This window comes from Arthrobacter sp. 7Tela_A1, from assembly GCF_049311065.1.
Lineage (GTDB): Bacteria > Actinomycetota > Actinomycetes > Actinomycetales > Micrococcaceae > Arthrobacter_B.
On record NZ_JAXIOO010000023.1, the window covers coordinates 1 to 18,157 of the forward strand.

The 18,157-nt window shown below is 65.5% G+C and carries 19 protein-coding genes, 1 tRNA gene and 1 riboswitch; of the genes, 10 read left to right on the forward strand and 10 right to left on the reverse strand.

From position 1 onward, the window contains the following. The first annotated feature begins 99 nt into the window (after positions 1–99). Positions 100–166, forward strand: a riboswitch (guanidine-III (ykkC-III) riboswitch). 10 nt (positions 167–176) lie between these two features. Both TVB01_RS10750 and TVB01_RS10755 read left to right on the forward strand, forming a co-directional pair. Then, a complete protein-coding gene (locus tag TVB01_RS10750; protein ID WP_422455896.1) occupies positions 177–491 on the forward strand; it encodes a DMT family transporter in 315 nt (104 codons plus the stop codon). 2 nt (positions 492–493) lie between these two features. Next, positions 494–859, forward strand: a complete 366-nt coding sequence (locus TVB01_RS10755; protein WP_422455897.1) for a DMT family transporter — start codon at positions 494–496, stop codon at positions 857–859. Here TVB01_RS10755 and TVB01_RS10760 read toward each other — a convergent pair. Together TVB01_RS10760 and TVB01_RS10765 are read right to left on the reverse strand one after the other, a co-directional pair. Continuing rightward, on the reverse strand, positions 848–1,117 hold the full coding sequence (locus TVB01_RS10760) for a hypothetical protein (protein ID WP_422455898.1): 270 nt from the start codon (positions 1,115–1,117) through the stop codon (positions 848–850). The genes TVB01_RS10755 and TVB01_RS10760 overlap by 12 nt on opposite strands. Before the next feature lie 11 nt (positions 1,118–1,128). After that, a complete protein-coding gene (locus TVB01_RS10765) occupies positions 1,129–2,655 on the reverse strand; it encodes an acetyl-CoA hydrolase/transferase family protein (protein ID WP_422455899.1) in 1,527 nt (508 codons plus the stop codon). 209 nt (positions 2,656–2,864) lie between these two features. On the opposite strand from TVB01_RS10765, the gene TVB01_RS10770 reads away from it, so the two are divergent. Both TVB01_RS10770 and TVB01_RS10775 read left to right on the forward strand, forming a co-directional pair. After that, a complete protein-coding gene (locus TVB01_RS10770; protein ID WP_422455900.1) occupies positions 2,865–3,899 on the forward strand; it encodes a M14 family zinc carboxypeptidase in 1,035 nt (344 codons plus the stop codon). 145 nt (positions 3,900–4,044) lie between these two features. Beyond that, complete coding sequence (locus TVB01_RS10775; RefSeq protein WP_422455901.1) at positions 4,045–5,529, forward strand: amino acid permease; 1,485 nt, start codon at positions 4,045–4,047, stop codon at positions 5,527–5,529. On the opposite strand, the gene TVB01_RS10780 is transcribed toward TVB01_RS10775, so the two are convergent. Beyond that, positions 5,526–6,734 (reverse strand): MFS transporter, encoded by a 1,209-nt coding sequence (locus TVB01_RS10780; protein WP_422455903.1) that lies wholly within the window; start codon positions 6,732–6,734, stop codon positions 5,526–5,528. The genes TVB01_RS10775 and TVB01_RS10780 overlap by 4 nt on opposite strands. Positions 6,735–6,860: 126 nt before the next feature. Between TVB01_RS10780 and TVB01_RS10785 the strand changes: the two genes are divergently transcribed. Continuing rightward, positions 6,861–7,409 (forward strand): hypothetical protein, encoded by a 549-nt coding sequence (locus tag TVB01_RS10785; RefSeq protein WP_422455904.1) that lies wholly within the window; start codon positions 6,861–6,863, stop codon positions 7,407–7,409. A 378-nt stretch (positions 7,410–7,787) separates the two neighbouring features. Here the strand turns inward: TVB01_RS10785 and TVB01_RS10790 are convergent, their stop codons facing one another. Beyond that, positions 7,788–8,273: a hypothetical protein gene (locus TVB01_RS10790; protein WP_422455905.1), complete on the reverse strand. Its 486-nt coding sequence runs from the start codon at positions 8,271–8,273 to the stop codon at positions 7,788–7,790. A 191-nt stretch (positions 8,274–8,464) separates the two neighbouring features. Here TVB01_RS10790 and TVB01_RS10795 point away from each other — a divergent pair, with 191 nt between their 5' ends. Next, a complete protein-coding gene (locus tag TVB01_RS10795) occupies positions 8,465–8,719 on the forward strand; it encodes a hypothetical protein (protein ID WP_422455906.1) in 255 nt (84 codons plus the stop codon). Positions 8,720–8,821: 102 nt separating this feature from the next. Continuing rightward, positions 8,822–10,090 (forward strand): Nramp family divalent metal transporter, encoded by a 1,269-nt coding sequence (locus TVB01_RS10800; protein ID WP_422455907.1) that lies wholly within the window; start codon positions 8,822–8,824, stop codon positions 10,088–10,090. Positions 10,091–10,142: 52 nt separating this feature from the next. Here TVB01_RS10800 and TVB01_RS10805 read toward each other — a convergent pair whose 3' ends face one another. The 3 genes from TVB01_RS10805 to TVB01_RS10815 all read right to left on the reverse strand — a co-directional run bounded on the left by TVB01_RS10805 (position 10,143) and on the right by TVB01_RS10815 (position 14,469). Continuing rightward, positions 10,143–11,024 (reverse strand): ABC transporter permease, encoded by an 882-nt coding sequence (locus TVB01_RS10805; protein ID WP_422455908.1) that lies wholly within the window; start codon positions 11,022–11,024, stop codon positions 10,143–10,145. Beyond that, positions 11,021–11,977 (reverse strand): ABC transporter ATP-binding protein, encoded by a 957-nt coding sequence (locus TVB01_RS10810; protein WP_422455909.1) that lies wholly within the window; start codon positions 11,975–11,977, stop codon positions 11,021–11,023. The genes TVB01_RS10805 and TVB01_RS10810 overlap by 4 nt, the downstream gene beginning before the upstream one ends. A 131-nt stretch (positions 11,978–12,108) precedes the next feature. Further along, complete coding sequence (locus TVB01_RS10815; protein WP_422455910.1) at positions 12,109–14,469, reverse strand: transglycosylase domain-containing protein; 2,361 nt, start codon at positions 14,467–14,469, stop codon at positions 12,109–12,111. 257 nt (positions 14,470–14,726) lie between these two features. Here TVB01_RS10815 and TVB01_RS10820 point away from each other — a divergent pair, with 257 nt between their 5' ends. Both TVB01_RS10820 and TVB01_RS10825 read left to right on the forward strand, forming a co-directional pair. After that, entirely contained in the window at positions 14,727–15,317 is a 591-nt protein-coding gene (locus TVB01_RS10820) for a hypothetical protein (RefSeq protein ID WP_422455911.1), read from the forward strand. Next, on the forward strand, positions 15,314–15,898 hold the full coding sequence (locus tag TVB01_RS10825; RefSeq protein ID WP_422455912.1) for a hypothetical protein: 585 nt from the start codon (positions 15,314–15,316) through the stop codon (positions 15,896–15,898). Before TVB01_RS10820 ends, TVB01_RS10825 begins: the two co-directional genes overlap by 4 nt. A gap of 32 nt (positions 15,899–15,930) precedes the next feature. Here TVB01_RS10825 and TVB01_RS10830 read toward each other — a convergent pair. Then, positions 15,931–16,003: transfer RNA gene (locus TVB01_RS10830), tRNA-Ala, on the reverse strand. A gap of 189 nt (positions 16,004–16,192) precedes the next feature. Between TVB01_RS10830 and TVB01_RS10835 the strand changes: the two genes are divergently transcribed. Then, positions 16,193–16,600, forward strand: coding sequence for a four-helix bundle copper-binding protein (locus tag TVB01_RS10835; protein WP_422455913.1), 408 nt, complete (start codon positions 16,193–16,195; stop codon positions 16,598–16,600). A 678-nt stretch (positions 16,601–17,278) separates the two neighbouring features. Here TVB01_RS10835 and TVB01_RS10840 read toward each other — a convergent pair. Further along, positions 17,279–17,584, reverse strand: a complete 306-nt coding sequence (locus TVB01_RS10840; RefSeq protein WP_422455915.1) for a hypothetical protein — start codon at positions 17,582–17,584, stop codon at positions 17,279–17,281. Further along, entirely contained in the window at positions 17,581–18,102 is a 522-nt protein-coding gene (locus TVB01_RS10845; protein WP_422455916.1) for a mycothiol transferase, read from the reverse strand. Before TVB01_RS10845 ends, TVB01_RS10840 begins: the two co-directional genes overlap by 4 nt. Positions 18,103–18,157: the final 55 nt, after the last annotated feature.

Here is an 18,157-nt window from a genome sequence, read left to right on the forward strand (position 1 = left end):
GGCAGAAACTGCCCGTTAGAGCCGTCTAACGGGATGTTTGGGCCATCTCGCGGGGGTACGGGACGGCGGCACGGGACTGGGAGGATTGCTACCTTGGAACCAGGGCCCGCACACCCCGGCCCCCGGACGACGGTTCAGTACCCGGCACGCGACAAGACTGGCCAAAGGAGCTAGCCATGTCATGGGTTGTCCTCATAGCCTCCGGAATGCTTGAAGCCGTCTGGGCTACAGCACTGGGGAAGTCGAACAACTTCAAGAAACCCCTCCCCACCCTCGTCTTCGCGCTGGCGCTGACCGCCAGCATGGCAGGCCTTGCCTGGGCGATGCTCAGCATCCCGGTGGGCACCGCGTATGCCGTCTGGGTAGGAATCGGCGCCGTGCTCACGGCCGGTTATGCCATAGCCTTCGGCGGCGAGAAAGCCACCGTCATCAAGGTGGTGCTGCTGATGGGAATCGTCGGCTGTGTTGTTGGCCTGAAGCTGGTGGCCTAGCCATGGCCTGGATCATCCTTCTGCTCAGCGCTGTCCTCGAAGCCGTCTGGGCCACTGCCCTGGAGGCTTCCGACGGGTTCACCGTCCTGGCACCGTCGATCATTTTTGCCGTGGCGGCCGCCCTGTCCATGGCCGGCCTGGGCTACGCCATGAAGCACATTCCGATCAGCACCGCCTATGCCGTCTGGACCGGGCTGGGCGCCGTGCTTACGGTCGCCTGGGCCATGTTCACCGGCACGGAGGAACCCGGCGTGCTGAAGGTCCTGTTCCTGGCCGGAATCATCGGCTGCGTGATCGGCCTGAAGTTCGTGGACAAGCCCGAACCGCGGCAGGAGTTCCCGGAGCCCGCCGCCGGGTCACGGGACTGAAGAGCTGCGTGCGGTATCCAGGCAGCGCATCACCAGAGCCGCAGCCACCAGGGCAGCCGAGAATGACAGGCAGGCTTCCGGAGCCAGCCACACGATCTGCGTCAGGGTGACGAAGAATCCGTTCTCGCCGTTGTAGGTGAGCGCACCGAAGTTGGCCATAAACGGGTTGGTGAGGAGCGCAATCAGAATTCCAGCGGCGCCGACGGCGATTCCCGCCCTCAGCGTCTTCGGGGCAAGCAGTGCGCGGCGGTACCGCACGCGAGAGCGGCCTAGCGGTGTGCTGGCTCCGGGAGGCTGCTGCCGGTCTCGATGAAGCGCTGGTGGAAGGCGAGGGACTCGTCGAGCAGGTGCGGGGTGTGCTTGCCGACGCTCTCGCGGCTGGCGCGGTCGAAATAGTCCTGCAGCAGCGGCTGGAAATCCGGGTGGGCGCACTTCTCGATGATCGTCCGGGCACGCTGCTTCGGGGAAAGGCCGCGCAGGTCGGCCAGGCCGCGTTCGGTAATGATGAGCATGGTGTCGTGCTCGGTGTGGTCCACGTGGCTGGCCATCGGCACGATTCCGGAGATCTTCCCGCCCTTGGCCGTGCTCGGGGACATAAACGCGGAGAGGAAGCCGTTGCGGGCAAAGTCTCCCGAACCGCCGATGCCGTTCATCATGGCGGTGCCGCCCACGTGAGTGGAGTTCACGTTGCCGTAGATGTCCGCTTCGATCATGCCGTTCATGGCGATGCAGCCCAGCCGGCGGATCAGTTCGGGGTGGTTGGAGATTTCCTGGGTCCGCAGGATGATCCGCTTGCGGTAGAAGTCGATGTTCGAGTTGAACTCCTCGATGCCGGCCGGGCTCAGCGAGAAGGAGGTGGCCGATGCCACCCGGATCACGCCGTCGCGGATCAGTTCCAGCATGCCGTCCTGGATCACCTCGGTGTACGCGGTGAGTCCCGTGTAACCGGCGCCGGAGAGCCCGGCCAGCACGGCGTTGGCGATGTTGCCGACGCCGGACTGCAGCGGCAGCAGCTTGTTGGTGAGCCGTCCGGCCTTGATCTCGGATTCGAAGAAGTCCAGCAGGTGCCCGGCAATCATCCGGGAGGTCTCGTCCGGCGCAGCGAACGGTGTCATCCTGTCCGGAGCGTCGGTTTCGACGACGGCGATCACCTTGTCCGGGTCCAGGCGCAGGTAGGGCTCACCGATCCGGTCGTCCGGGTTGACCAGCATGATCGGCTTGCGGTGCGGGGGAAGCGCCGTGCCGTAGTAAACGTCGTGCATCCCGTCCATGGCGGCCGGCTGCTGCGCGTTGACCTCGAGGATGATCTTGTCCGCCTGCTCGATCCAGGTCTTGTTGTTGCCCACCGAGGAGGAGGGAATGAGGCTGCCGTCCTCGTTGATTCCGACGACCTCGATGACGGCCAGGTCGATGTGTCCGTAGAACCCAAACCAGGTGTACTGGGCTACGTGCCCGAGGTGGATGTCGATGTACTCGAGTTCACCGTCGTTGATCCGTTTCCGCAGGGTGGGATCCGACTGGTACGGCAGGCGCAGTTCCATGCCGCCGGCCTGGGCGAGCACGCCGTCGAGCTCCGGGGCGGTGGAGGCACCGGTGAGCACCTTGATCTGGAAGTCCTCGCCGCGGGCGTGCGCTTGTTCCATCTGGGCGGCCAGGGCACCCGGCACAGCCTTGGGATAGCCGGCCCCGGTGAAGCCGCTCATCGCCACCGTCATCCCCGGTTTGATCATCGCGGCTGCCTGCTCGGCAGTCATCACAAGTTTGGAGAGTCCCGGGTGGGAAATACGGTCGCGCATAAATGGCCTTTCACAGAACGAATCCATCAACCCTAACCGCAGGTGAGCCGAACCTCACACTCCGCCTCCGGCCCGAAAGCGCGAATGCGGCTCTGAGCTGCGCTTATAAGCGACAGATGCTGGAAAAGCCATACACCGGCCACTCCGATTGACACATCCACATGGGCGAACTTCACTGCTGGAACCACCCACCACTGAGGAGTCCATCCATGAAGATTTCCAAAACCGTTGCCTCCGTTTCACTGGCAGCGCTGCTGGCGTCCGGCGCGGCGGCAGTCCCGGCGCACGCCGTCGGCGAGGGTCCCAATTACGGCGGAAACGAAACCATCAACACCTCCATCCTGCGCACGTATGACGAGATGGTGGCGGAGCTGAAAAAGCAGGACGCCAAGCAGACGGCAATGGAACTGGAAGTCATCGGCCAGTCGGTCAAGGGCAGGGACCTGTACCTGGCGAAGTACATCAGCAACCCGAACAACCCGACCATCCTCTACCTGACGCAGCAGCACGGCAACGAGCAGCTCACCACCGAGGGCGCCCTCGAATTCGTCAAACACCTGGGCACCGGCAAGACCAAGGGAGTGCTCGACGGCGTCAACATCCTGATCGTGCCGATGCTCAACCCGGACGGCGCCATGGGCGACGTCGACTTCCCGCTGGAGGGTTACATCGCCAGCGGCCGCACCCTGACCCGCGCGAACGCCACCGGAACGGACCTGAACCGGGACCATGTGGCAAAGATCCAGCCGGAGACCCAGGCCCTTCACAACAACGTGATGCGCGCCTACGACATTGACTACATGATCGACCTGCACCACCAGGGCACGCAGAGCGAGCGCGACGGCAAGCTGGTCTCCGGCTCGATCCTCTACCCGACGACGCCGAATGCCTCCCCCGAGGTGGTGGAAGGCTCCAAGCAGCTCGGCGCCGTGGTCTTCAACGCGATTGACCCGACCGGCTGGGGGCACCTGGGCCGCTACGTTGGCGGGTCCGCCGAAACCATCAGCCGCAACGGCATCGCCGTGGAATACGGTATCTCCACCCTGCTGTTCGAGATGCGCGGCATGTCGGATAACACCAATCCCTCCGCCGTGCTGGGCCAGAAGAGCAACGGCTACCTGATCAAGCAGACGGTCGCCACCCTGGACGCGACGGCCCGGGCCATAGCGGACCGTTCGATCGAAAGCACCGACACCTCCATTTGGGACACCCTCGCCGAGCAGACCACCCGGCCCAGCGAGTAGCACTCCCGCTGGCGGGCACCGCGCCCGCCAGCGGATCCCTTCCGGCCGCTGAAGTTGGCGCAGGGACTTCCGGGTACGCCTGCAGGAGACGATACTTCTGCACATCATTGCGTTCCAGGCACTGCACGCACCCCCAGGAGCCGATATGTCAGTGGACGACAGAGGAACCTCTATTTTCCGGCGCAAGCCCATCGACGACACCGAAGACGAAGTTTCCGGTTCCAAGCTTTTCAAGAGCCTGGGGCTGTGGCAGCTGACAGCGATCGGCGTCGGCGGCATCATCGGCATCGGCATCTTCACGCTGGCAGGGCTGGTCGCCAACGGAGGGCCCGACGCCGAAGGCGTGGGTCCCGCGGTCCTGATCTCCTTCCTGGTCGCAGGCCTGGCGAGCGCGGCCGCAGCGCTCTCCTACGCAGAGTTCGCCGGCATGGTCCCGCGCGCAGGGTCGGCCTACACCTACGGCTACGTTGCCTTGGGCGAGGTCATCGGCTGGTTCATCGGCTGGGACCTGCTGCTGGAGTACACGGCGATCGTCGCCGTCGTCGCCATTGGCATTTCCGGGTACTTCACGGAGTTCATGGCCGGGATCGGTTTGGATGTCCCGGTCTGGATGCAGGGAACGGGCGACGTCATAGAAGGCGGCCTGGTGAACCTGCCGGCACTGGTGGTGTGCCTGTTCATCACCTTTATCCTGAGCCGCGGCACCAAGACGTTCGGCCGGTTTGAACTGGTGGCGGTGGGATTGAAGGTCCTGCTGATCCTCTTCATCATCGGGCTGGGTATCTTCTTCGTGAACACCGACAACTACACGCCGTTCCTTCCCAACGGTTTCGGCGTGGTGTTCACCGGTGCGGCAACGGTGTTTTTCGCCGTCTTCGGCTATGACGCCATGAGCACCGCCGCGGAAGAGGCGAAAGACGGCAAGAAGCATATGCCCAAGGCCATCCTGCTCTCCCTCGGCGTGGCGATGGTCCTCTACATCCTCGCCACCCTGGTCCTCACGGGAATGCAGAACTACACCGAGATAAGCCCGACGGCGGGATTCGCCTCCGCGTTCCAGAACGTGGGCCTGCCCGTGATCGCCACGGTGATTTCCGCTTTTGCGGTGCTCTCCATCCTGACCGTGATGCTGACCTTCCTGCTCGGCGTCACCCGTGTCTGGTTCTCCATGAGCCGCGACGGGCTGCTGCCGCGGTGGTTCTCCGGGACGGACTCCCGCGGCACCCCGCAGCGGGTCACCTGGATTGCCGGCGGAGTTTCCGCAGTGCTGGCCGGGTTCTTCCCGATCCGGGCGGTCGCGGACCTGACGAACATCGGCATCCTGGCCGCGTTCGTGGTGGTCTGCGTGGCGGTGATCGTGCTGCGGCGCACCCAGCCGGACGCTCCGCGGGAGTTCCGCCTCCCCCTGATGCCCTGGATACCGGCGTTTGGTGTGCTTGCCTCCGGGTTCCTGATGCTGCAGCTGCACTGGGAAACCTGGCTGCGGTTCGGCATCTGGCTGGTGATCGGGCTGATCATCTACTGGTTCTACGGCCGGAAGCATTCACTGCTGAACCCGGACAGCCCGCGTCACTCCCCACGGGATCCCAGCCCCGCCCCGCCGGCCCCTGATCCCGACACCGCCGGCTAGGGTGCCGGCAGCGGCTTCCGTGCCCGGCCGGACGATCCCACCCGGCGGTAGGCGAGGCCAATCCCGACGCAGGCAAGATAGAAGCCGCCGATCGCCAGCCAACCACCCAGGAAACCGCCGGAGAACTCCAGCAGGAGTCCCATGGCCAGCGGACCGGCCGCAAACCCGGCGTACATGCCCAGGGATACGGCGCCGGAGGCTGCTCCGACCCTCTGTTTGGGTACTTCACGGAGCACCCCGGCCATCACCACCACGTTCACGCCCAGGACAGACGCACCGTGGAAGAGCACTCCGGCCCACAGCAGCAGCGGATTCCCGGTCTGCCCCGCAGCTAGCAGCAGTCCTGCACCTCCTATCGCTCCGCCGGCGAGGATGAGCAGAAGCGTGGAGGCCCGGGTTCCCTCGGCCATCCGCCGTCCCCACAACACGCGGGATGCCACGCCCACGACGCCGGCCGCTGCTGCGGCCACTCCGCCCATCACCAGGGAAAAGCCCAGCTCACGCTGTGCGAACAGCGGAAGGTAGACGTTGGTGGCTTGCATCCCCGCACCCGAAAACAGGGCGAAGGCGGCCAGCAGCCACACAGTGGCCGGGAACTTTCGGTCCACCGGTCCGCGCTCGGCCTTGGGTGTGGCCGGCGTCCGGGGTTCGGGCGGAAGCCGGGTCCAGGAATAGGCGAGCAGCAGAGCCAGCACGACGGCGGCACCGGCTGCGGCACCGCGCCAGCCGGCCACCAGGGCGGCGGCGGGGAAGAAAAGGCTGGAGAAGAGCTGGCTGGCCTGCACGCCGGACTGTTTGATGCCCATCCACCCGGGCCTCTTGGCAGGTTCGACGGCGTGGCTGATGACCCGGTTTGTCGTGGGGTTGGAAATCGCCTGGGCCGGGCCCGACAGCAGCACGGCCGCAAGCAGCCAGAGATAGTTTCCCGAGACCGCCATGAGAATCAGGGCGAGGGCGGTGCCGCCAAAAATGATGGCCAGCTGGGACCGGGCCGTGATGCGGTCACTCAGCCTGCCAAGGGACATCGAGGACAGGGCAGCGCTGGCAAAACAGGTGGAGGCAAGCAGTCCGAACTGGGTCTCGCTGATGCCGAGGTCCGCCATGATGAGCGTGCTGGTGGCAGACAGTCCGTAGTTCATCACCGGCCCGGCGCCCATGGCGCAGACCAGCACAAACAACAAACCCGGACCTGACGTGGAGCGCAAAATATTCCCTTCCTGAAACGACACAAACCATTGTTGCTTGTGTTAGCCAGAGTTACGTGCAAAAGGGACTAATATCAGCCATAGGGTCCATCCACCACCGGACCCGCTTAGCTGGGGGAGATCCAAATGGGCAGTGAGTCTCAGGCGAGCGTGCCTTCTGCGCGCCGCCGCTCCGTTATGCTCTTTCGCCGTGCACGAACCGTCCTGGTGGCCGTCGGTGTGTTCTGGCTCTGGATGCTGTTCTTCAGCGCCTCCGCCGTCGCGTCACTCTTCGACCGGCCCTTTTACGCCATGATGGCCCTGTACGCGCTGGGCGCCCTGACACTGATTTCGCTCCTCGTCGCTCCGGTGGCGCTGTCCTACCTGCTGATGAACCGCCCGCCCAAGCCCGCGTCCTCCGCTGCGCGGCCATCGTGGCCCGCACGACTGGCGCTGCTGGCGGGGCTGCTGCGCTCCGGAGCAGCAGCACGTTCGGCTGGACCTAAGCGGTCTGCCGCACCTGAGCGTTCGGGCCGGCCTGCGCAGCCGGCTCCGGGTCCGCGGACCCACGAACCCCACCGCTCCGTCCGCTCCGACCTGGCACCGGTCATCAAAATGATTCCCCGCCGGGTCAAGGACAGCGGCTCTGCCCTTGGCAGCCGCGCCGCCGCCAAGTGGCGGGACCTGGCTTCCTAGCCAGCCGCCCATCCGGCCCCTTCGGCTAAGGCCGTTCCGGGAGTTTCCGCAGGCCCGGCAGGCGGTCCAGGCAGCAATGTCAGTGCCGTCCTCCACAGTGGAGTGCATGAGTCTCACTGCCGGGCCGATGCCTTCCCCGACCCTCCAGCGCCCGCGCGTCTCCCACGCCCCTTACCGGCGCGAGCCGTACGTCCGCTGCCGTGCCGAAGCACTGTCCGCAGACGGCAAAGCCGTCGCCTGGACCCGGACCCATGTGCTCGTGCACTGGATTGACGACGACGGCCAGGCGCACAACCGCTGGGTGCCGGCCGCCGCCGTCGTGCGCATCCTCCGGGACGAGTCCGCCTGGCGTGATCCCTACGATGACTTCGGCTTCTACTATGCGGGCACTTCAGCGCAGCCGGGGACCGCAACCGGTACCCGAAAAGCTTTCACCAACACAATGACCGTGACCAGCAGGGTGGCAATGCCGAACGGGTTCGCCAATGCTGCGGAGTATCCCAAGACGTCGTTTCCGGCAACGGCCGAAAACACCGATCCGCTGCCGTCCTCGCCGAAATCCGGGACGAAAAACCCGAAAGCTCCCGCCAGGACGTAGTTGCCCAGCAGCAGGAGCGAGGTTTTCAGCGGCGCACCGAACGGCCGGCGGGCAGCCGCGTTGACCGTGATTCGTATCGCCGCAGTCAACATCAGAATCGCCAGGACCGGGCCGGCCGTCACGGCGAAAATGGGAACCAGGTGCCCGCTTACCCCGAAGGCCATGCGCCCCGCGGTAATCCACAGCGGAATCACCAGGGCCATGGGAATACTTACGGCGGCCATGACGGCGCAGAGAATGCGGGCGGGGGAAGACAGGGGTTGCATGCTTCAACTTTAGGCTCGCGGTCACGGCCTCGGCGGACGGGATGAGCACGGCAGCAAGGAAGTCATCTTCAGGGATGATGTGGCCCCTGGTGCGGCTCCCTAGGATGAAGTGCGTACGGGCCCGGTCCGGGAGATCGCCGTCATTCGATGCCGCCGTCATTCGACACCAACTGAAAGCGTCCGGTACCACCATGTCCGTCGAGGTCCTCATGTGGATTCCAGCAGCCGCGCTGCTGCTCCTGCTCATCCTGACCCTGACGACCGGCGCGCTGATCAGCCTGTGGCACACCGACGGGATCGCGGGGGCCAGGAGAGCCTTCTGGGGCGCCGGGATCCTGCTGGTCCCGGTTGCAGGAGCGCTGGCCTGGCTTGCCGTACTCCACCGCAGCAGCAAGGGCGGTCTCCCCGAGCCCGCCGGCTCACAGGAGCCCGCGGAAAGCGGCTAGGGAGCCGAAGTTCCGGTGAGCTGGGCAACGAATCACTGAGGTGTTACCCACTCCTGAGGAATAGTCTTAGGCGACCCGAACTCGCGGTGCTACGTTGGCAATATGCTCGATAAGGCAGCGACCGCCGATGCTGCGGCCACCCCCGTCGCCGCAAGGAAAGGCCCCCGCCTCCCCTGGCTGCTCGGCCCCGCACTGGTAGCCGGCGTCGCCTATCTGGATCCCGGCAATGTAGCCAGCAACATGACTGCCGGAGCCCGTTTTGGCTATCTGCTCGTCTGGGTGGTGATCGCCGGAAACATCATGGCCTGGCTCGTGCAGTACCTCTCGGCCAAGCTGGGCCTGGCTACCGGACGCAGCCTGCCCGAGCTGGTGGGGATCCGCCTGAAGTCCACCACCGGCCGGCGGCTGTACTGGCTGCAGGCCGAACTCGTGGCCATGGCAACCGACGTCGCGGAGGTGATCGGCGGCGCCGTCGCGCTGTGGCTCCTCTTCGACCTGCCGCTGCTGCTGGGCGGGCTGATCACGGGCGCCGTATCGATGACTGTCCTGGCGCTGCAGGGCAGCGGCAGGCACCGCAGCTTTGAGTACGTGATCGTTTCCATGATGGCGATCATTGCCATCGGGTTCACCGCCGGAGTCTTCATCGCCCCGCCGGACCCGGGCGCCGTCGCAGCGGGCCTGCTGCCCCGGTTTGAGGGTTCAGAGTCTGTGCTCCTCGCGGCATCAATCCTCGGCGCCACTGTCATGCCGCATGCCATTTACGCCCACTCCGCCCTGACGCGGGACCGTTTTCCGGATCGGACCCAGGGCATGACCACGACGACGCTGATCCGTGCCACCCGCTGGGACGTCACGATCGCCCTGGCCGTAGCCGGAACAGTGAACCTTGCCATCCTGCTTCTGGCCGCCACCTCGCTGCAGGGCGTGGACGGGACTGACACACTCGATGGTGCCCATGCGGCCATCGAGACCGCACTTGGCGGGGGCATCGCGTTCCTCTTCGCGATCGGCCTGCTGGCCTCCGGCCTGGCGTCGACCTCCGTCGGCGCCTACGCCGGTGCCGAGATCATGCAGGGCCTGCTGCGCATCCGCATTCCGATGCTGCTGCGTCGCCTCATCACGCTCCTGCCGGCCCTGGCCATCCTCGCGGCCGGTATCGATCCAACATGGGCGCTGGTACTGAGCCAGGTGGTGCTCTCCTTCGGCATTCCGTTTGCCCTGGTGCCCCTGCTCTGGCTCACGTCCCGCGCGGACCTGATGGGCGAACACCGCAACCGGTGGTGGACCACCGTCCTGGGCGCCGTCGTCGTTGGCCTGCTCATCACCCTGAACGTTGCGCTGCTGTTCCTGACGTTCACCGGAGCCGGTTAGCTTTCAGTTGCGGCCAGTGGCGGGGGGCTTCAGGCACCGAAAAGCCGCTCCGCTAGGCCCGGACCCGGCCCCGGATCCGAATTGCCGCCACCAGCGTGAACACCACGGTCATGGCAACCAGCACAAAGATCACGTAGCCGGTGCCCACCTGCCAGTCCCCCACCTGTGCCGTAATGCCAAAGACGCTCTGCAGCTCCTCAATGGCCGCGGGCTGGTCGCCGGTCATGGCAGGAAGCGTCTCCGCGGTCATCTCCTGGCGGACCAGCATGGAGGACTGCAGGAACGGCAGTGCGCTCACGAATTCGCGCACTCCCTCCGGAAAGTTGCCCACCGGGATGTAGGAGCCGGCGATGAAACCCAGCACGGTTCCCACGATCGTGGACAGGGCCGAATAGGCACCGGCGGTTCGAATGAAGGAGACCGCAAAGGCGCTCAGGGCGGAGAACGCGAAGCAGGCCAGCGCCAGGTAGCCGCAGATCTTCAGCAGGGGCACAAAGGCGATGGTGACGCCGCTGACCACGAACAGGTAGGCCAGGCTCACCACCAGCACCAGCGCAGTCATGATCATCGAAATCATCACCGCGGAGAGCAGGTAGCCCAGGATCAGCCTCTCCCGACGGATCGGCGAGACGAGGAAGTCCTGGAAGCGGCCGGAGCCTGAGTCCTCCACGAACACCACCATGGCGCCCAGCGCCGTCGTAATGGTGGTGATGCCAAGGATCCCGGCGAACATCCAGCTGTCCACGAACCCGCGGATCTCGTCCTCGGTGGCCTGCGGAAAGGACTCGCCCAGTCCTTCGGTCTGCAGGTTGCCGAGGAACAGTGTGTAGAGCAGGAAGACGACCAGCGCGGAGACCAGGGAGAAGAACACGCCCAGCCGGTCGCGGAAGAAGAGCCGCAGGTTCCGGGTGGTGATGTCCAGGACGACGTTCATCGTTGGGTTCCTTCCGGTACTGCGGTGTCTGCCGGGACTTCCCTGCCGGTCAGGGCCAGGAACACGTCGTCCATGGTGCCGTGGCGGAACTCGAAATCCAGGACGTCTTCGCCGTGCCGTTCCAGGATGCGCCGGGCCGTGTCTGCGGTCTCGACGCCGATGCGCACCGCCCCGCTGTCCCCGTCCTTGAGCTGCCCGCCCAGTTCCAGGACCAGGGCGTCGAGCCTGGGACGGTTGCGGGTGGTTACCGTGAGAATGCTGCTGGAGTACTTCGACCGCAGCTGGGCCGGGGTGCCGTCTGCGATGATCCTGCCGGCGTCGATGATGCAGACCCGGTCCGCTTCCTCGGTTTCCTCCATGTAGTGCGTGGTGAGGAAGACCGTCAGCCCGTGCGCGTCGCGCAGATCGTGGATGGTTTTCCAGACGATCGCCCGGCTGGCCGGGTCCAGGCCCGCCGTGGGCTCGTCCAGGAAGATGATCGGCGGCGCGTGCAGCAAGGCCCGGGCAATGTCCACCCGGCGGCGCTGTCCGCCCGAATAGGTCCCGTACCGGCGGTCAATGAACTCCCCCAGCTGAACGAGTTCCGCCAGTTCGTTGATCCGAGCCTCGTTCTTTGCTGTGTCCGGGGAATAGAAGCGCGCGCGGACGCGAAGGTTCTCGCGTCCGGTGAGCAGCGGGTCCAGGACAGAGTCCTGGAAAACGACACCTATGTCCCGCCGCACGCGGTCCCCGGCCGTGCGCACGTTGTGCCCGGAGACCTCCGCCGATCCGGTATCAAAGGGGTTGACCGTGGTCAGGCATCCGATGGTGGTGGACTTTCCCGCCCCGTTGGTGCCCAGGAACGCGAAGACGCTGCCGGCTTCCACCTCGAAACTGATGTCGTCGACGGCGGTCTTCGGTCCGTACTTTTTCGTCAGGCCCCGTACCGAGATGGCAGGCTGGTTCGCCGTCAACGTGCTCCTTTTGAAAGTGGGCCGCCGCAATCCCGGCGGCCGGGAGCAGCAGAAAGCCCCCTGGTCGGAAACACTATCCGACCAGGGGGCCCTGCGTCCTGATGTGGAGCTTTTGAATCCAGCGGGCTGGGCTACGGGGCAGCACCGGGGCTGGGCGTCACGGCTCCCCCTGCTTCAGCCTCCGGGGATTCGGGAGCTGTCGGTTCGACAGCCGGCTGCGACGGTGCTGCCGGGGGCGTGGGTGTCTCCTTCGTTGGACGCGGCACGGCAGTAGCAGACGGCTTCGGGGCAGTCTCTTCCTCTTCCGACTCTTCCGCCTCATCCGACTCGGAGGGGGTCGGGCTGGGGTTGGGGTTCATCAGCAGGTTGCCTGGCGGGTCGGCGAACGGTTCGCCGGGGTACAGGCTGCCAGCCTGCTGCATGAACCTTGCCCAGGACGGTGCCGCGATCAGCGAGCCGTCAATTTCCGGGTAGAGGCGTCCGCCGATCTCCAGGCCGGACAGGGATTCGTTGCCGGCCTTCCAGTTGCCGATCCAGCTGGCCGTGGCCATGCCGGAGTTGTAGCCGATGAACCAGGTCTGGGAGCGGGAGTCGTTGGTTCCGGTCTTGCCGGCCATCGGCTGAAAGCCGTAGTTCAGGAGGGAGCCGGAACCGGACTTCATGACTTCCTGCGTCGCATAGTTCACGCCGCGTGCGGTTTCCTTGCTGATGACCTGCTCGCACTCGGGTTCGGGGACTTCATAGGTCTTGCCGCGCGCATCGGTGACTTCCACCAGCGCGCGGGGTTCGCACACGTTGCCCTCTGCCGCGAAGCCGGCGAAGGCCTGGGCCATCGCCATTGGGGACACGTCCTCGACACCGCCGATGAGGGCGGAGGGCTTCACTGAAAGCGGCTCTTCCTGACCGGAGGCGCTCTTGCCGTTGTGGACGCCCATCGATTCGGCTATCTCCATGATGCGGCACAGGTCCAGCTGCTTGGCGGTGGAGAAGGTGATGGTGTTCAGGGACTGCGCCAGCCCGTGGAGCACGGTGGCGTCCCCGTAGTTGGTGTCGCCGTAGTTCTGCGGAGTCCAGCCGTTGGCTGCGCCTTCCACGTAGGCGCCGCCGTCGAGGCAGCTGGCCGTCCAGCGGTCGCCCATCGGGTAGGTCTTCTTGCGGCCGTCCAGCTGCGTCCCGAGTGACTTGCCCGCATCCACCCAGGCGGCCACGGTAAACGGTTTGAACGTTGACCCGGGCTGGAATCCTCCGATGCCGCCCAGGCTCTTGGAGGGGTCGCCGTCCTGGTACTGGTCGACGTTGAAGTTCAGCATCGAGTCGCCCGCGTTCTCACCCGGGATGAAGCGGGTGTTCTGGGCCATGGAGAGGATGTTGCCGGTACCGGGCTGCAGGCTGATCATCGAGTGCCCCACCTGGCCGGCCGTGGTGTCCGGGTTGGCGGTTTCGTTGACGGCATCCTGGGCGGCCTGCTGGACAGCGGGGTCCAGCGTGGTCTTGATCGTCAGGCCGGAACGGTACAGCACGGAACTGCGTTCCTCCGGGGTGTCCCCGAACTCTTCGCTGTTCAGGACCAGGTGTTCCACGTAAGAGCAGAAGTACGGCGCCTGTTCGGCGGCTACGCAACCGTTCAGCGTCGGGGTGATGTTGAGGTCCATCCCGGTGGCGACCGCGGCATCGTACTGTGCCTGGTCGATCTTGCCGTGTTCCAGCATGGTGCCCAACACGAGATTCCGGCGTTCCAGCGCCGCCTCAGGGTATACCAGGGGATCATAGGCGCTCGGACCCTTGACCAAGCCTGCGAGCAGGGCGCTCTGCTCGATGTTCAGGTCCTTGGCATCGACGTTGAACAGATACTTGGCTGCGGCTTGAACGCCGTAGGTGTCACCGGTGAAGGAGACAATGTTCAAATATCCCTCAAGGATCTCTTCCTTGCTCATCTCGTTTTCCACGGCGATGGCCAGGCGCACTTCGCGGACCTTGTCCGATACGTTCTTGCTGCCGTTGAGGACCGCTTCTTCCCCGCGTTCCCTGGCCCCGTTGGCCAGCACGTTAGTGACAAACTGCTGCGTGATGGTCGAGGCTCCGCGTTTCGTTCCGGAGGACACGTTGCTGGCAATGGCGCCAAAAATACCCTGCACGTCTACGCCGCCGTGCTCGTAGTAGCGGTAGTCCTCAACGGAGAGCAGCGCATCAACCATGTGCGGAGAGATCTGGTCGAGGGTCACCGGCTGGCGGTTCTCCTCATACAGGGTGGCGATCAGCGAATCGTCAGACGCGAGGATCCGGGTGGGCTGGGCCAACGTGGCACGCTCCAGGTCCGCGGGCAGTCCGTCGAAGAACGTGATCGAGGCCGAAGCAGCGGATCCGGCACCTGCCGCCATGGGAACGAACAGCCCTGCGGTCAGCACACCGCAGAGCACGCTGACTCCCAAAAAGGTGAGCAGACGTCCGAAGGTGGTTGCCGTGGTGAACACGGGAGGTTTACGTGCAGCCATGATATGGGAGCATAACCCAGCATCCTAGGAATACCTCGCTGATTGCGGCCCGGGTACTGGACGGTAACGTTGCGCTTGAGCGCTTGTGGAGGATAATTCGGCACCGGCAGGCGTGACGGGTCTCATGTTTTCCAGTGCCCTTTTTCAGGCATTGGACCCTGCTAGGAACTAATCTTCAGCACCCCATCCCCGCGGCGGTCTGCCACTGCTAGACTCCTGCACACTGGATGCCCGGAACACCCCGGCCGAGGAGAATCATGGCTCGATTACTCCACGATCTGCGCCGCCTGCGGAAGTCCGCGGGCGGGCGGCTCAGGACACCGCCGCCAACGCGCGGCAACCATGAAGAAATCCACGCACGGCTCAGTACTGCCATGAGTTCCGCCCAGGCCACGGGCCGGATGCTGGACGAGCAGGAACGCGTAGCCACCGAGGCAGCAGCGCACTTCGCCTCCGTGGCCGAGGCCTACCGGCTGCGCCACGAAGCAGTGGAGTCAGTCATGACCGGAACCCCGGAGCCATCTGCCTCCGCCCTCACCCTCGCCGGAACGGCCCGCCGGATGCACAGCCTCGCGCACGACAGGCGGGAACTCGCTGCATCACATCTGGACGACGTGCGTTCCCGCAGGGAACGGGTCCATGAGCTGATTTCGGATCTGGTCAAGGCACAGGCCCAGCTCCGGCTCGCCGTCACTGTTGAACAGAGCAGGGCAAGGCTGGACGGATTGGGCGGACCTCCCGCGGCGCTCCGCGGACCCTCCACATCATTCGATGACGAACTCCGTGAAGCCACCCGGCTGGCGCGGGAAGCAGAAGCCCTGGCAGAACTGAAAGGCGGATGGGCATGAGTTCAGAGTCCAGCGTTCGTGTAGGTGTTCCATTCACCCCGCCCCGCTCGTATTCCGAAAAGGCCGTCAGCCGCATGGTTTTTGTGGCTGCGGCCTTCGTCATTTTTGGCGGCTTCAACGTGATCGCCGTCCTGCTCGCCGCCTTGCTGATTGTCTACCCGCTGCTCATCGTGCGGGAGCGGCTGATACTTCGCCCCCGCCGGGAAGAAACCGAAACAGCGGCACTGAACGACGCCGTCGCACAGTATTTCCCTGACGCGCCGAAGGTGCAGCGCGAGCAGTGGCGGGCCCTGATGACCGCCCGGAAGGGCAAGGCGTTCCGCTTCCGGGACGACGTCGGCGGCGAACTTCGCATGGTCCGGACCGGCCGTGCCGCCCTTGCCGGGCACGCTGCCATGGCCGGCCAGCCGATGCGGCCGCACAGCGCCAGGCGCACCGAGATCGAAGTGACCTGCCGCTACGGGGATGTAGGCCTGGCAGATTTCGATACCGTCATGACGGCTTCGGGCCGCGACCCCAACATTGCCCGGGCGATCGCCGAAGTCCGCCGCGGTTACCGGCAGGGGCGGGAGTCGGCTTAGTCCGGCCTGTGGGGCGGACCTTTTGTGGTGTGTGGAGCTTAGGGGAATCGAACCCCTGACCTTTTCATTGCGAACGAAACGCTCTACCAACTGAGCTAAAGCCCCGGGACCTGCATCGTGCCGGATAACCGGCCTTGTCAGGCTACGCCGATTCTAGGCACGCGAACAGTCCGCGGGCAAAATGCCGGCGTCCGGTTGAGGTCCCGCCGGTCACGTGGCTAGGCTCGCACAACGCACGGCCGGGTTCCGCCGCGTTCCCGGCTGCCTTTTTCTCGAACACCCAAGGAGCAGAAGATGAGCCTGATCAAAGACATGCTGACTTCCCACCCGGCCGGGAACTCGAACGTAGACATGGATGCACTGGCTGCCTGCGTCGAAGCCTGTTTTGACTGCGTCCAGACCTGCACAGCCTGTGCCGATGCCTGCCTGAGCGAGGACATGCTCGGCGACATGGTCAGCTGCATCCGGGCCGACCTGGACTGTGCAGAAATCTGTTCGGCCACCGGCCGGGTCCTGGCCCGTGCCGGCATGGGCTATGCCTCGGCTGCGGACCTCGTCCGGGCCTGCGCCGCTGCCTGCCGCCGCTGCGCGGAGGAGTGCGAGCAGCATGCGTCCGCCCATGACCACTGCCGCATCTGTGCCGAGGCCTGCCACCGCTGCGCCGCCGCCTGCGATGCCCTGCTCCTGACGATTGGCTCCTAGCTGGCGTTTGGTGTGGTGCCGGCTGGTCCGCCAGGAAGCTCCTTCCGGCGGATGGCACGGCGGCTGGGGCCAGGACGGCGGGCGGCCTTGGCCTGGGACCAACCGGCCGAGAGTTCATTCTTTGCCTGAAAGGTGTACTGCCCTGAGGACCTCCCTATGCCAAAACAGCTCTTCCGTGAGCTTCCCCAGCCCTCGTTACCCCTGTAACCCTGTGTGACCCCATTGGCCACTCCCGTAACGAGGTGTGGGAAACCACGCAGCGCCGACCCGGGATTCGCTGCATTTTGTCGGAAATGCTGCATCTTGGGACTGGGTTCGCTGCACTGTGGGAAAAAACCACCGACCTGGGACAAGATTTACTGCAGTTTGGGAAAAACTCGTCGCGGAGGGAGTTTCCGCGTACTGCGCCACGCAGCATTTTCCCTACACGGCCGAAAAGTCCCGGAACGCAGCAAAACCAGCGGGATGCCAAGGGGTCCGGGGGCACAACGCCTCCGGTTGAGGTCCCGGGCGCCGGCGGGCGCCGGGTCCCGGACCGGCGGGCGCCGGGTGCCACCGACGGGCCCGCCCGGCGGTGGCAGAGTGGATCCGGCAAGGCAAGAACGCCCCGGGCTGCGGCGCAGCGGGACCCGCACCCGCACCCCAACCCGCACCCGCACCCGCACCCGCACCCTACGCCTAACCCCGCGAGCGCAGCACCCGCCCGATAATCCAGACAATCGGCGTGGCCACGGCCAGCAGGGCGATCGGGTTTGGCCGGAACACCGCTGGACCGCCGTCACGCCCGGCATACACCCCGAGCGGCAGCACCAGGCCCCCGCCGCCTCCGCCGCCGTCGCCGTCGGCATCTCCCCCGCCGCCGAACCCGGCCTGTACCAGCGCCACCGGCACCAGCGTCTCCCCTCCCACCTGCACCGGCTCGCCGTAGGCCCGCTGGACGGACATCGAACGGAAGGATTCGGCCAGTTTCTCGACCACATTCATGAGTTACCGCCGCCCGAAGCCAGCATCCCGCGGATGTACGCAGCTTGTCCGGCGTGCTCCAGGCAGTCCGCCAGCGAGCTGACCAGCCGGACACCCAGGGTGACGGGCGGATCCCAGGACGTATCCACCACGCGGTCCAGGTCGGACGGGCCAAGCCCCGAGACAAACGCGATGGTCCGGGCGCTGACGGCGTCGTAATATCCCTGGAGCACCTCGCCGGACTGCACCCGGACCTTGGCAACTTCCTCGGAGGTGTGCCCGTATCCGGTGTCCTCGACCGCGAGCGGAAGGCCCACACGATCCGCCCAGCCGTCAGCGGTCCACACCTGCTGGTGCCCCGCGACGTCGGCGACCTGGGCATCCTCAACCCTGGCCAGGTGCCAGATGAGCCAGGCAATCGAGTTGCCGTCGGGGTACGGCCGGTGGTTCAGCTGCTCCGCGTCCAGCCCGGTGAGCACCCGGCTCACGGTCTGGGGCAGCCGCCCAAAGGCGTCAACTAGCAGGTCGCTGGCTTCCATAAGGTCTCCCAGGTGATTGACGGATCACGACGGCGTCGCCGCCGCAGGTGGGTCT

Coding starts and splice junctions, on each gene's coding strand:
- TVB01_RS10825 (WP_422455912.1), top strand. CDS start 15,314: ATGAGTTCAGAGTCCAGCGTTCGTGTAGGTGTTCCATTCACCCCGCCC.
- TVB01_RS10820 (WP_422455911.1), top strand. CDS start 14,727: ATGGCTCGATTACTCCACGATCTGCGCCGCCTGCGGAAGTCCGCGGGC.
- TVB01_RS10840 (WP_422455915.1), bottom strand. CDS start 17,584: ATGAATGTGGTCGAGAAACTGGCCGAATCCTTCCGTTCGATGTCCGTC.
- TVB01_RS10845 (WP_422455916.1), bottom strand. CDS start 18,102: ATGGAAGCCAGCGACCTGCTAGTTGACGCCTTTGGGCGGCTGCCCCAG.
- TVB01_RS10750 (WP_422455896.1), top strand. CDS start 177: ATGTCATGGGTTGTCCTCATAGCCTCCGGAATGCTTGAAGCCGTCTGG.
- TVB01_RS10785 (WP_422455904.1), top strand. CDS start 6,861: ATGGGCAGTGAGTCTCAGGCGAGCGTGCCTTCTGCGCGCCGCCGCTCC.
- TVB01_RS10790 (WP_422455905.1), bottom strand. CDS start 8,273: ATGCAACCCCTGTCTTCCCCCGCCCGCATTCTCTGCGCCGTCATGGCC.
- TVB01_RS10835 (WP_422455913.1), top strand. CDS start 16,193: ATGAGCCTGATCAAAGACATGCTGACTTCCCACCCGGCCGGGAACTCG.
- TVB01_RS10815 (WP_422455910.1), bottom strand. CDS start 14,469: ATGGCTGCACGTAAACCTCCCGTGTTCACCACGGCAACCACCTTCGGA.
- TVB01_RS10795 (WP_422455906.1), top strand. CDS start 8,465: ATGTCCGTCGAGGTCCTCATGTGGATTCCAGCAGCCGCGCTGCTGCTC.
- TVB01_RS10800 (WP_422455907.1), top strand. CDS start 8,822: ATGCTCGATAAGGCAGCGACCGCCGATGCTGCGGCCACCCCCGTCGCC.
- TVB01_RS10775 (WP_422455901.1), top strand. CDS start 4,045: ATGTCAGTGGACGACAGAGGAACCTCTATTTTCCGGCGCAAGCCCATC.
- TVB01_RS10755 (WP_422455897.1), top strand. CDS start 494: ATGGCCTGGATCATCCTTCTGCTCAGCGCTGTCCTCGAAGCCGTCTGG.
- TVB01_RS10765 (WP_422455899.1), bottom strand. CDS start 2,655: ATGCGCGACCGTATTTCCCACCCGGGACTCTCCAAACTTGTGATGACT.
- TVB01_RS10770 (WP_422455900.1), top strand. CDS start 2,865: ATGAAGATTTCCAAAACCGTTGCCTCCGTTTCACTGGCAGCGCTGCTG.
- TVB01_RS10805 (WP_422455908.1), bottom strand. CDS start 11,024: ATGAACGTCGTCCTGGACATCACCACCCGGAACCTGCGGCTCTTCTTC.